At 41.4% G+C, this 13,348-nt stretch carries 8 protein-coding genes; 4 read left to right on the plus strand and 4 right to left on the minus strand.

Annotated features, from left to right (window positions below; genetic code table 11):
- Window positions 1-414 precede the first annotated feature (414 nt).
- Window positions 415-2,364: a bifunctional 2',3'-cyclic-nucleotide 2'-phosphodiesterase/3'-nucleotidase gene (locus ACY3ZI_RS03725; RefSeq protein ID WP_181478013.1), complete on the plus strand. Its 1,950-nt coding sequence runs from the start codon at window positions 415-417 to the stop codon at window positions 2,362-2,364.
- A 263-nt stretch (window positions 2,365-2,627) separates the two neighbouring features.
- Here the strand turns inward: ACY3ZI_RS03725 and ACY3ZI_RS03730 are convergent, their stop codons facing one another.
- The 4 genes from ACY3ZI_RS03730 to sbcD all read right to left on the minus strand — a co-directional run bounded on the left by ACY3ZI_RS03730 (window position 2,628) and on the right by sbcD (window position 9,095).
- A complete protein-coding gene (locus ACY3ZI_RS03730; RefSeq protein WP_154637598.1) occupies window positions 2,628-2,927 on the minus strand; it encodes a type 1 fimbrial protein in 300 nt (99 codons plus the stop codon).
- A gap of 451 nt (window positions 2,928-3,378) precedes the next feature.
- The gene (locus ACY3ZI_RS03735; protein ID WP_036953792.1) at window positions 3,379-3,978 is read right to left on the minus strand and encodes a nitroreductase family protein; all 600 of its coding nucleotides are present in this window, start codon (window positions 3,976-3,978) and stop codon (window positions 3,379-3,381) included.
- 216 nt (window positions 3,979-4,194) lie between these two features.
- Window positions 4,195-7,878 carry an AAA family ATPase gene (locus ACY3ZI_RS03740; protein ID WP_487375996.1) on the minus strand — a complete coding sequence of 1,228 codons (3,684 nt, stop codon included), beginning with the start codon at window positions 7,876-7,878 and terminating at the stop codon, window positions 4,195-4,197.
- Window positions 7,879-7,880: 2 nt separating this feature from the next.
- Window positions 7,881-9,095: an exonuclease subunit SbcD gene (gene sbcD / locus ACY3ZI_RS03745; protein WP_487375997.1), complete on the minus strand. Its 1,215-nt coding sequence runs from the start codon at window positions 9,093-9,095 to the stop codon at window positions 7,881-7,883.
- 333 nt (window positions 9,096-9,428) lie between these two features.
- Here sbcD and phoB point away from each other — a divergent pair, with 333 nt between their 5' ends.
- The 3 genes from phoB (at window position 9,429) to brnQ (ending at window position 13,284) form a co-directional block, all read left to right on the plus strand.
- Window positions 9,429-10,118: a phosphate regulon transcriptional regulator PhoB gene (phoB, locus tag ACY3ZI_RS03750; protein WP_036953802.1), complete on the plus strand. Its 690-nt coding sequence runs from the start codon at window positions 9,429-9,431 to the stop codon at window positions 10,116-10,118.
- A 23-nt stretch (window positions 10,119-10,141) separates the two neighbouring features.
- On the plus strand, window positions 10,142-11,461 hold the full coding sequence (gene phoR / locus ACY3ZI_RS03755; RefSeq protein WP_211886671.1) for a phosphate regulon sensor histidine kinase PhoR: 1,320 nt from the start codon (window positions 10,142-10,144) through the stop codon (window positions 11,459-11,461).
- 494 nt (window positions 11,462-11,955) lie between these two features.
- Complete coding sequence (gene brnQ, locus ACY3ZI_RS03760; protein ID WP_211886669.1) at window positions 11,956-13,284, plus strand: branched-chain amino acid transport system II carrier protein; 1,329 nt, start codon at window positions 11,956-11,958, stop codon at window positions 13,282-13,284.
- Window positions 13,285-13,348 lie beyond the last annotated feature (64 nt).

A 13,348-nucleotide genomic window follows, 5' to 3' on the forward strand; every position in this document is an offset into this window, starting at 1 on the left:
AATTATTTAGAGCATGTTCTAGAGTTAAAAAAGGCAAAAGATAAAAGCAAGGCAAAAGCAAAAGAAGGGCAAAAGTGAAAATGAGCTGGTGGATTTGTCTACTTATAAAGTGAGTGTTGGTGAGTTATTCGGGGAATAGCGGGTTTTATCGATAACTCAAATAATAGCGGTGATTTTTATCGGATAAATCTATTTTTGTGAGCTATATAAAAGTCGGGATTCATAAATGGACTAAAACCGTGATTTAGTCACAAAAAATGGTTACTGTTTGCAGGCATTATCATTAAAACTTGATATCCAACACACAGTGACAGGCTCAATTTCGGGTATGGTTGGGTTCTTGACCAATAACCATGAAATGAATCTGGACTTTATGAGAGGCATTCTCTCAAAAGGCAACAAAGGGGATTTAACGTGAAAAAGGCTCTAAAACTTTCATCGTTGGCACTGCTGGTGGCATTTAATGCCAACGCTGCCACGGTTGACTTGCGTGTCATGGAAACATCCGATGTACACAGCAACCTCATTGACTTCGACTACTACAAAGACAAATCTACTGAACAATTTGGCCTAGTACGTACTGCGACATTAATCAAAGCCGCGAAAAATGAAGCCACCAACGCTATCCTCGTAGATAACGGGGACTTAATCCAAGGCAGCCCACTGGCTGACTATATGGCGAACAAAGGCTTAAAAGAGGGAGAATCTCACCCTGCTCATAGCTTAATGAACACCATGGGCTACACCGTCGGTAACTTTGGTAACCACGAATTCAACTTTGGTTTAGATTACCTGAAACAAGCCATTGCAGGCGCGAAATTCCCTTACGTCAACGCCAATATCGTTGATGCTAAAACCGGTGAAAACTACTTCAAACCGTACATTATTGTTGATACTCCGGTAAAAGACCGTGATGGTAAAACACATACCATTAAAGTCGGTTATATCGGCTTTGTTCCGCCACAAATCATGATTTGGGATAAACCAAACTTAGAAGGCAAAGTGAAGGTGAATGACATCACTGAAACTGCTAAAAAGTTTGTGCCGCAAATGAAGAAAGAGGGCGCTGACCTGATTGTGGCAATTCCTCACTCAGGATTCTCACAAGAGCCATACAAAGCGATGGCAGAAAATTCTGTGTACTATCTCAGCGAAGTCCCGGGTATCAACGCCATTATGTTTGGTCACTCTCACGGTGTGTTCCCAAGTAAAGAATTTGCTGATATTAAAGGCGTCGATGTTGCCAAAGGCACAGTCAACGGCATTCCAGCAGTTATGCCAGGACAGTGGGGTGATCATTTAGGCGTGGTTGATTTGGTGGTTAACAATGACAGCGGCGATTGGAAAGTGGTTGAAGCTCAAGCCCATGCCCGCCCTGTTTATGATAAAGCCAATAAGAAAGCACTGGTTGAGCGCGATGAATCACTCGTGAAAATCATCCAAGAGCAGCATCAAGGTACCCGTGATTTCGTGGGTAAACTGATTGGTAAAGCCTCTGAAAACATGTACAGCTACTTGGCATTAGTTCAAAGCGATCCAACGGTTCAGATTGTGAATGATGCTCAGATGGATTACACCCGTAACTTTATCCAAGGCGACCCAGATTTAGCTGATTTACCAGTATTGGCCGCAGCGGCACCATTCAAAGCCGGTGGACGTAAAAATGCGCCTTCTGAGTTTGTTGAAGTGGAGAAAGGGGATTTAACTTTCCGTAATGCGGCGGACTTATATCTCTATCCAAATACCTTAGTGGTAGTAAAAGCAACAGGTGCGGATGTGGTTGAATGGTTAGAGTGCTCTGCGGGCATGTTCAACCAAATTGATGCACAATCAACTAAGCCACAAAGCCTGATCAACTGGGATGGTTTCAGAACCTATAACTTTGACACCATTAGTGGTGTGAATTACCAAATTGACCTGACTCAGCCAGCTAAATATGACACCGATTGCCAAGTGGTGAATAAAGATGCAAATCGTATCAAAAATGTGACTTACCAAGGCAAACCAATCGATCCTAAAGCGGCATTCTTAATCGCGACTAATAACTATCGTGGTTACGGCGGTAAATTTGCAGGTACTGGTGATGCGCATATTGCATTTGCTTCACCAGATGAAAACCGTGCAATTTTAGCGGCTTATATCGCTAAAGTGTCTAAAGAAAAAGGCGAAGTGGTTTCGAAGGCGGATAATAACTGGTCCTTCACGCCAATTAAAACCGATAAAAAACTCGATGTACGTTTTGAAACTTCACCAAGTGAAAAGGCTGCCGAGTTTATTCAGCAACATGCTCAATATCCAATGAAAAAAGTGGGTACTGACGATATCGGTTTTGCTATTTACCAAGTTGATTTAACCGCTAAGTAATAGCAGTCATAAAATATTGATAACCGAAAGCCTGTCACTTGTGTCAGGCTTTTTTTCATAGAAATGTATATTCGATGACATTCGTATGAAAAAAAGATTATGGAAAGCATCATGGCGGAAAGGTGCATAGAAGAACAGAAAAATAGCTGACTGGCTATGTGATAACAAAAGCGGATTAATATAGAAATAAAGTTCGGGGAGTTTAAACTTAAGAGTAAATGGCAGCTCCCCGAAATATTATGCTTATTAGATCTTCAATTAACTTATTCATAAGTCACGTTTAACATAGGTAATTTACTGTGTTTGTCATATTCAACTTTGACATACTCGGATTCGATTTTTTTACCATTTTTCAATGAACCTGATGCAGTGACTGTTTTACCATTACGATAACAATCCACATTTGCATGGGTTTGATTCACGATATTGACTTCACACTGAGGCTCATAGATATAACCACCAAATGAAACTGTACCTCCTGAAGATGGGTTGATATTACTTGCAAAAGAACAACTCGAAATGAAGATTGCCACTACAGTAGTTAATAAAGATAAACGTTTCATAGTCCACCCCCTTAATAACACTGACCACCATCCAATACTGCTTCTGTGCTCTTATTTTTAGTGTAGTTCAAATGCCGATAATGCAAAAATAAAAGTTTAGTCTATAAGTAAATACTATTACCCTGAGGATATAACATATTGATGTCAATCAAATTAAGGTTGTTTTTCAGTTTCATGTAAGTGATTAAAAATGCTATTTTTTATAAAATTGCGACCAATATATAAAAATGAAATATTATTTTTGAATAAGTGTGATTGATTTTGATTAATATTCCGAGGGTGTTTTTCTATTTGGATAATTTGTGATAGTTGAGGGTTTTATATTGTTAATGATTTAATGAAATTCAAATGTATTATATAAATAAATATATAATGGTTTGGGTGAATAAATAAAATAAAGCCTCTGCAAATATTTGCAGAGGCAATAAAGATAATAACGATCAGTGATGAATTATTTGAATACTTTGAAACGAACGTCGTCGTCCATAAAGTCTTTATCACCAGCTGGTTGCTCAATTGACCCAAATACCATTTGAGCACGTAAGATCCAATTTGCTGGGATATCCCACTCTTGTTGAACTTGATTATCAATTAATGGGTTGTAGTGCTGTAATGATGCACCTACATTTTCCTGAGATAATGTTGTCCACACTGCCAGTTGAGCCATACCGCTCGCTTGTTCTGACCAGATAGGGAAGTTATCTGCATAGAGTGGAAATTGTTCTTGTAAACCAGTGACGACATTTTTATCTTCAAAGAAAAGAACGGTACCAGCACCTGCTGCAAAGCTATTAATTTTTTGCTCAGTTCCCGCAAATGCTGCTTCTGGTACGATAGCGCGTAACGCTTCTTTGGTGATATTCCACAGTTTTTTATGTTCTGCACCAAATAGCACCACAATACGTGACGTTTGTGAGTTAAATGCTGATGGGGAGTGCTTAACCGCTTCTTTGATAAGCCCAGCCACTTTCTCTTCCGAGATTGGTAATGAATCGCCTAAGTTATAGATAGTGCGACGATTTTTAATCATTTCGATAAATGCGTTAGACATGTGTGTCCCCTTGCTTTTGTTTAGAGCACGGCAATTTATTGAACAACCTCAGAAGCCGTAACTTGTTTCGAAGTAAATTGTTTCGATGTGAACAACTATAAAGGTATCCCAACCAAATCATAGAAAAAAAATTTAACCTTAATGTTCAAATTTTTGCATGTTGTTATAAAAATTAAATAAATTCATTTGGTTATCTTTATTTTCTAGCCTATTGTATTAACTAACACGATAGTGGCTTGGAAGTTCACTAAAGCCGAGTCCGTTAGTTTTTTTCACCGCAATTTGTACAGGAATTCGTTCTTTCATCGCTTCTACATGGCTAATCACACCAATGGTTTTTCCTGATGCATTTAGGCTTTCTAATGCATCTAGGGCGATGTCTAAAGTTTCAGCGTCTAGCGTACCGAAACCTTCATCTAAAAAGAGTGACTCTAATTGTGTTCGATGGCTCACCATGTCAGAGAGTGCAAGGGCTAGGGCGAGACTGACTAAGAAACTTTCCCCTCCTGAAAGGGTCTTCGTATCACGAATACTATCCCCTTGCCAACCATCAATAACCTGCAACTCGAGGTTGGCTAAATGGCTACGCTGTAGCAAATAACGACCATGTAATTTATCGAGTTGTTGGTTAGCGAGCGAGACTAAACAGTCTAGAGTTAGCCCTTGAGCATAGCGACGGAATTTATCCCCTTCGGCGGAGCCGATTAAGGTATTGAGATAACTCCAATCATCGTAGCTTAATTGGCTCTGTTCAATTTTATTCAATAACTCACGCTGCTGGTGACGTTGCTGCTGATCACGCTCAAGCTGGTTAATGATTTGCCCTTGTTGCTGGTTCAAGATCTTTATTTGGCTCTCTAGTTGTTCGAGAGTTTGCTGAATTTTTTCCACAGAGAACTCAGTGAATTCCACTAAACGCTGTTGCTCATGATTTGCTATGGCTGACTGGCTTTCTTGGTAGCGAGTTTCCGCCTCCAGCCGCTGTTGAGTGACTCGCTGTTTAAGCTGCTCCAGCTCAATTTTCTCTTCAGTCGGCAGTAAGGCATTAAGGAACTGCTCTTGAGTATCGAAAGGGCTGCTACTGAGTGCAGCAACAAACTGAGTGTGAGCGGCTAACTGTCGTTGGCTTAGTTGCTTCAATTGGTAATCAAGTTCTTGGGCACTCCCGTTGAGTGCAGCAATATTTTTATCTATTGCGCTAATTTGCTCTGAAAGCGTATCAACTTGATGTGTGTATTGAGCTTGTTTTTCTTGCATTTTTTGAACAAAAACAGCAACTGTTTGGCCATCTAACAGATTCTGGCGCTGCATATTTTTTTGTTCAATTTGCTGATTTAATTGCTCTAATTGCTGCTGTTGAGCAGAAAGTTGCTGAGTTAATTGCTGAGCATTAGCTGTTTCGGCTGCAAGCGTAGCAGTATCAACTTCAATATTTTTGGTGATTTGCAGAAAGGTGTTTTTTTGTGCTTCATAATATTGCCCGCGTTGCTCAATCTCTTGTAGCCAAGTGGTAAATTGCGCTTGGCTTGGAAGAATGAGATTGAATGGCGCCAGCGAGTCTGTAAGTTGCTGTGTTTGGTGTTCTAAGCGTTGTTGCAGAGATTGCTGCTCAGCACGGTTTTCTTCTAATTGTAGGGACAGATGCTTAAGTTTCTCATCAAGGAGAGATAACTCAGAAAACAGCTGTTTAGCTTGGGTTTGCTGTTCATAATATTGGCTTTTAGCATCTTGGTACTGACGCTCTAATTGTGCAAATTCATTGATGATGGTTTGCTGAGCGGTAAGCTTTTCTTGTAATTCAATGAGAAATTGTTCTATTGCAGATGCGTTTTTGGCTAGTTCAGGTGTAAGTGCTTGCTCACATGCTTTCAGCCATTGACGATTCAGGTTGTTGAACTGCTCTTGTAGCTGTTTTTGAGCCAATTCGTTATCTTGCTGGTGGCGTTTGTCTGCTTGTAATAAGGCTTGCTGCTCAGTGAGATTTTGTTTTTCGGCCTCAATTTGAGTGATCAGCGTCGTCAGTTGTTGCTGGGTCTTATTGGGCATAACGGCTTGATATGATGCTAAAGCAGGATGCTCCAATGAGCCACAAAGAGGGCATGCATCTCCTTCAATGAGCTGTTGGCGCTCATGTTCTAAGCTGACAATTTTTTGTTCTAGCTGAAGTTTTTGCTCCAAAATTTGTCGTTGAGGTAGGAGCTGAGTCACTCTATCTTGCGTAATGGCAACCTGTTGCTCTAATAGGTTGATAGATTCGCTGAGTTGGTTTTGCAACTGTGTTTGTGACTGTAATTGCAGCTGTTTTTCCTCATGTTGAGTCAGTAAAACAGGCAGTATTTTCGCATGCTGCAAACGCTCTTGCTGCTGTGAAATTGCTGCTTTAATTTCCTCGATATTATGCTTTTCTTTATATTCCTGAAACTGCTTTTCAAGCTGATTAAAGCGAGAATGCTGCTCTTCTAAATGGCTTTGAGCCTGTTGAGATTCTTTGGCTTTTTGCTGTTGAACCTGTTGTAGGGTTTGCCATTCTTGGTGGATAGCTTTCTGCTTTTGCTGATTTTGGGTTAGGCGTTCTGTGAATTCATAAATAAACTTCCCTTGCTGCTGCCAGCTTCCAAGTTGCGCGACAATCTGGGCATCATTTTGATGTTCTTGTAGAAATAACTGGGTTTTATTCAATTCATTATTAGCATGAAGAATTTTCTGCTGAATATTTTCTATAATCGATTTTTTCTGTAAATATTCGCCATTTAGTTGGTTTAACTGCTCAGTTAGCTGGATTTTTTGCTGGTTAAGTTGTGCGAGCAAATTGTCGAGTGGGCGCACTTCGTTATCAATCATCGCCGTGGCTTTTTGTACCCACTCTTTATATTGGTTTTGCTCCAACTGAGCTTGAGTATGTTGGGCAACTAATGGCAAGCGCTGCTTTTGAGCGTCTTCTAAAAGTAATGTGGTGCGCTGCTGTTTTTGGGTCTGTTCATCGAGTTGGGTTTGCAAGCTTTGTACTGCCAACCAATCAGGGCGTAGCGCTTCTGCTGGGGCGCTTTGTGCCAGCTTATGTAAGCGGGGTTCGGCGGCTTGATATTGCTGTAGAGCTTGCTGCTGTGCAATCTGTAATCGCTGGGTATTTTGCACCAGTTGTTGATGTTGCTGGTGCCATGTTAGGGCTTGCTGATGGTGGTTTTTATTCTGATTCAGTTGCTGTTCTTGCGCTGAATATTGTTGCTGTTTTTCAACCAGTTCTTGATGTTCAGCTTCAGTGAGTAAGTTAATGCTACTGGCTTGTGCCCGAAGAATATCGAGATCGGTTTTAGCTTGTTTATGTTGGTTAAAAATATACACCGAAATCTGGCTGTAAATTTCGGTGCCGGTGATCTCTTCCAGCAAATCGGCGCGCTCTTTTTCGGTTGCATTTAAAAAGGCAGCAAAATCCCCTTGGGAGAGCAAAATGGATTTTGTGAAACGCCCAAAATCTAGTCCGGTGATTTGCACAATTTTTTCACGCACTTCACTGATTTTTTCTGCGATGATCTGCCCATCAGCGACGGTTGCTAGCTCTGCTTTTGCATCTTGCAGGTTACCATCAGGTTTATTGTTTGCTCTGCGTTGGCTCCAAAATGCGCGATAAGCGATGCCTTTAACTTCAAACTCGACTTCTGCTAAACATTCACCCGTATGGCGGGTCATTAACTCATTTTTGCTTTTTGATATTGCGCCTAACCGTGGAGTCTGGTGGTAAAGTGCTAGGCAGATGGCATCCAATAACGTGGTTTTTCCCGCGCCAGTCGCGCCTGTGATGGCAAATAACCCATTACTGGCAAAAGGCTCTTCCGTGAAATCAATCTTCCATTCACCTTTTAGGGAGTTAATGTTTTTCAGGCGTAAGCTTAAGATTTTCAAAGTTATTCTCCCTGCTCATTGCGTAAGTTGGCGTAGGATTGCTTGAAAAGCTGCAATAAACGCTGCTCTAACGCTTTGTCTTCCAATGACTCTTCGGTAAGTCGTCGAGTAAAAACTTCTTCGGCAGTCAGTTCACTTAATGTTTCATTCTGCGGCGTGAGGTTTTGACCTGTTTGTACCCGCCGAGCTCGGCGTAAACGAACAACTTCGACAGGACGTTCTTGAGTAAGAGCTTCAATACGTTGTTGGATATCACCAAGATAGTCTTGGGTGGCGACTTCAATATCTAACCAAATAGGGAGCTCATTTTCTTGGACAGGTAAGTCCATTAATTGTTTTTGTAGTTCTTTCAAAGAGCCTTTTAAACTCAATAGCGGCTGGAAAACGGGAATTGGCAGCAAAGTGACATTAGCAAATTGGTGCTGATTAAATTCCACTAAGCAGACACTCTTTTGTTGTTGTGACTCATCAAAACTGAGTGAAATCGGAGAGCCGCTGTAGCGAATATGCGCTTGCCCACCAATTAGTTGAGGGCGATGGATGTGTCCGAGTGCAATATAATCCGCAGGTGGGAATGCGCCGGAAGGAAAGGCATCCAATGTGCCGATATAAATCTCACGCACGGAGTCTGTCAGTTCTGCACCGACGACGGTCAAATGTCCCGTGGCAATAATCGGGATATCTAAGCCCAGCTCAGCGCGTAGCTCAACGGCTTTTTGATAACAGCTTTGGTAGTGTTCATGAATGGCATTTTGTAATGAAAGTTGTTTCTCTTCACTGCTTTGCCCTGCAATGCTGACTTGGATATCTCGTGGTCGCAAAAAGGGGATCGCACACACCAGTCCATTTGGGTTCCCTTGCTTATCTTTCAATGTGATAACAGGGGATTCGCTGTTTGATGTGATAACGTGAGTATTTAAATAGCGTAATAACGCGCTGGATTCATTCAAAACAGAGACAGAATCATGGTTACCACTCAAGATAACTAATTGGCAGCCTGTTTTTTGTAAATCAACAATAAACTGGTTGTAGAGTTCACGCGCATAACTTGGCGGAGCGCCAGTATCAAAGACATCACCAGCCACAATCAGGGCATCCACTTGGTACTGTTTGACTTGTTCTATTAACCAACGCAAAAAGTGTTGGTGTTCAGCAGATCGGTTTTTAGTGAAAAAATACTGACCTAAATGCCAGTCTGAAGTGTGGATGATGCGCATGAGCTAGCGGTTCCTGTAATTATGACGCTTTTACTATATTAATATTCTGATGCTTTATACTAATACTCAAACCATTTGGTTTGCTGTGTCACAGTATACTGTATATAGGTTCAGTGAAAGCAAAGGTATGGCAAATTAAACAGTAAAAATAAGAGAGTTGCGAAGCGCTTCGCAATGATAGCCAGATGTGGTGTTAATATTTCACTTACATGACATTAAGCTGTTAATCTAATGATAGATCTTGAATGCGCGTTAAGATATTCATAATTCTGTCACAAAACTGACGCATAATGCGGTCACATTAAAAATCTCTTCTTATTTACAGGAACAATCATGGCAAGACGCATTCTAGTCGTTGAAGATGAAGCGCCCATCCGAGAAATGGTTTGTTTTGTATTGGAACAGAATGGTTTTCAGCCCACAGAGGCTGATGATTATGATTCTGCAATAGCGCAATTGGTTGATCCCCTTCCTGATTTAGTGTTATTGGACTGGATGATCCCCGGTGGTTCCGGTATCCAAGTCATTAAACATATGAAGCGTGATAGTGCCACGCGTGATGTCCCCGTGATGATGCTAACTGCAAGGGGCGAAGAAGAAGATCGCGTGAAAGGATTAGAAGTGGGTGCGGATGATTATTTAATCAAACCATTTTCACCAAAAGAATTGATAGCTCGAGTTAAAGCCATTTTACGACGTATCTCTCCAATGGCGACAGAAGACATTATTGAGATGAACGGGTTAGTTCTTGATCCTACTTCTCATCGCGTTACCAGCAAAGAAATTCCCATTGATATGGGGCCTACCGAATACAAGTTACTTCACTTCTTTATGACCCATCCAGAGCGAGTATATAGCCGCGAACAGTTACTCAACTATGTTTGGGGCGCAAACGTGTATGTGGAAGACAGAACGGTGGATGTGCATATTCGTCGTTTAAGAAAAGCGTTAGAGTTAGATGGGCATGATAAGATGGTGCAAACGGTTCGTGGTACTGGCTACCGCTTCTCTGTTCGCTATTGAGAAACCATTAGGGAGAAACATGGGTGCTTGAACGCTTATCCTTAAAACAGCTGATTTGGGGGCTGTTTTTATTTATTTTACCCGCATTGATACTGTCTGTTTTTATTGGGCATCTTCCGTGGCTATTAGTGATTTCACTGCTCGCAGCACTCATTTGGCACGGATATAACCTGCTAAAACTTTCAGATTGGCTCTGGTTGGATAGAAGTATGCTGCCGCCGGATGGCAAAGGGGGATGGGAGCCGATATTTTATGGTATCTATCAGATGCAGCAGCGCAACCGTAAGCGTCGCCGTGAATTAGGTCAGTTGATTAAGCGCTTTCGCAGCGGAGCTGAATCCTTGCCTGATGCGGTGGTAATTATGACCACCGAAGGCAATATTTTCTGGTGTAACCGCCACGCTCAACAGCTTCTAGGCTTTCGCTGGCCTGAGGATAACGGACAGCATATTTTTAACTTGCTACGTTATCCTGATTTTAGTCGTTATTTCACCGTGAAAAACTATGACCAAGCACTGACGATTGAGCTTAATAGTGGCGAAATTGTTGAGTTTCGAATTTTACCGTATGCAAGTGATCAGCTTTTGATGGTGGCTCGAGATGTGACTGAAAAACGCCGTCTAGAAAAAGCACGTAGAGACTTTTTTGCTAACGTGAGCCATGAGTTACGAACGCCATTAACGGTTATACAAGGTTATCTTGAAGTCATGGATGATCAAGAAGGCACTTCACCGATGAATAAAAAAGCGTTGTCGGTGATGCAAGAACAGACTCATCGAATGGATAACCTAGTGAAGCAATTGCTGCAATTATCCCGTATAGAGGTTGCCCCTCAAATTAATTTAGACGAACAGATTAATATGCCGGTCATTCTCAAGATGATTGAACAAGAAGCGATTAGCTTAAGCCAAGGGCGGCACGAGTTTGAATTCAGTATTGATGAAAAACTTCGAGTTCATGGAAATGAAGAGCAGCTACGAAGTGCGGTTGCTAACTTAGTGTATAACGCCATAAACCATACGCCAGACGGCACGAAAATTAAGGTAAAATGGCAGCGAACCAGTAATGGCGCGCAGTTTAGTGTGAGTGACAATGGTCCAGGAATTCCAACTGAGCACCTTCCTCGCTTAACAGAGCGTTTTTATCGTGTGGATAAAGCGCGCTCTCGACAAGGTGGTGGCGGAACAGGGCTGGGCTTAGCGATTGTTAAGCATGCGGTTCAGCATCATAGTAGCCAGCTCTCCGTAACCAGTCAGGTTGGTAAGGGCAGTGAGTTTTCATTCACATTACCGCCAGTGTTTATTGTGTCAGACAAGAAAGTGAATACATTAAGCGCGAAATAATCGAAAAATTGAAACCTTGCTAATAAAATCATTGTATTAGCAAGGTTTTTTGTTTTGTGTTTCATCCTATATTGGTGCTATTTCTAACGCCTACGCTATATTTTCAATTTTATCCTGCAATTTTCTTCATCTTATTCTGTGAATATTTCTTCGGTATGGTTAAAAAATGTTTTATTGATGATTTTTTAGCCTGAATATATAAGGGATATTGCAATTTTACTGACAGTAATCACTGGTTCTTAAATTTAGTTTGGTGCATTGTTCTTGTTTTCGGGTTTGCTCTTGCCTTTTTTCCCTATAAAAGTTTTACTTGTCGCCAGTTATTGGCGATTTTTACTGTTTTTTGATGTTTAGTATTGCAAAGCTAACCAAGACATGCATTTTGTGTTGTTAATGTAATGTTAATCAGAACTCTATTTCGTCATATATGTTCCAACAGGTTACGGATGAAGTGACCTGTTTTTATTTCATAATTTACTAAAAATTAACATAATATGGCTCATCGTTTATCATCCAGAGATATCCTCGCCTTAGGTTTTATGACCTTTGCGCTGTTTGTTGGGGCTGGAAATATTATTTTCCCGCCAATGGTCGGTTTACAAGCCGGTGAACAAGTTTGGACTGCGGCACTTGGTTTCTTAGTCACAGGTGTCGGTCTTCCTGTTCTTACCGTCGTTGCATTGGCGAAAGTGGGGGGCGGTATTGAAGCGCTTAGCACGCCAATTGGTAAAACTGCCGGTCTGCTATTAGCTATCGTTGCATATCTATCGGTGGGGCCTCTTTTTGCGACCCCAAGAACGGCAACCGTTTCTTATAAAGTGGGTATTGCACCATTGCTGGGCGGTGAATCGGAAATATCACTGCTGATTTATAGCGCCATCTATTTTGTACTGGTGATCGGTATTTCGTTATACCCAGGTAAATTGCTAGATAGTGTTGGGCACATTTTGGCGCCAGTCAAAATGTTGGCACTGGCAATTTTAGGCGTTGCTGCGGTTATGTGGCCTGCTGGAGAACCGATCCTGGCAACCCCAGAATACCAAAATATGGCATTTTCCAATGGCTTTATTAATGGCTATTTAACGATGGACACATTAGGTGCCATGGTTTTTGGTATTGTCATTGTGAATGCGGCGCGTTCCCGCGGTATTGAAAACTCATCATTATTAACTCGCTATACCATGTGGGCAGGATTAATTGCTGGTGTGTTATTAACTCTGGTCTATTTATCGTTGTTTAAACTGGGCGAAAATAGTGGATCATTGATTCCAAATCCAGCTGATGGCGCTGATATTCTTCACGAATATGTTCAATACACGTTCGGTAACTACGGTAGCTTCTTCTTAGCGGTATTGATTTTTGTTGCCTGTATGGTAACTGCTGTAGGGCTAACCTGCGCATGTGCTGAGTTCTTCAGCCGCTATGTGCCAATCTCTTACCGTAAATTGGTATTGATTTTAGGCTTGTTCTCTATGGTGATTTCAAACCTAGGACTGAGTAAGCTGATTGCGTTCTCATTGCCGGTATTGGTTTCGATTTATCCACCTTGTATCGTTTTGATTTTAATGAGCTTTACGTTGAAGTGGTGGCGTAACCCAACCATCGTAATTGCTCCAACGATGTTAACAAGCTTTGTGGTCGGTTTGATTGGTGCTGTGAAAGCCTCTGATAACTTGAAGACTTATATCCCAGACTGGATGACGTCTATTCCATTATATCAGCAAGATTTAGCGTGGTTATTACCATCGGTGGTTGTGTTAGTGGTTGCTGCGCTATGTGACAGACTTATCACACCATCAAGTGAGCACCATAAGCACGCATAATATATTGTAAATTCCTAAAAAAATGCCAGTAGATGATAAATCCACTGGCATTTTTCATTTTAGT

It is taken from the genome of Providencia sp. LY12, assembly GCF_057621555.1.

Bases quoted from the DNA above. Each gene is read 5' to 3' on its own strand.
- ACY3ZI_RS03730 (WP_154637598.1), bottom strand. From the start codon at position 2,927: ATGAAACGTTTATCTTTATTAACTACTGTAGTGGCAATCTTCATTTCG.
- ACY3ZI_RS03735 (WP_036953792.1), bottom strand. From the start codon at position 3,978: ATGTCTAACGCATTTATCGAAATGATTAAAAATCGTCGCACTATCTAT.
- sbcD (WP_487375997.1), bottom strand. From the start codon at position 9,095: ATGCGCATCATCCACACTTCAGACTGGCATTTAGGTCAGTATTTTTTC.
- phoB (WP_036953802.1), top strand. From the start codon at position 9,429: ATGGCAAGACGCATTCTAGTCGTTGAAGATGAAGCGCCCATCCGAGAA.
- brnQ (WP_211886669.1), top strand. From the start codon at position 11,956: ATGGCTCATCGTTTATCATCCAGAGATATCCTCGCCTTAGGTTTTATG.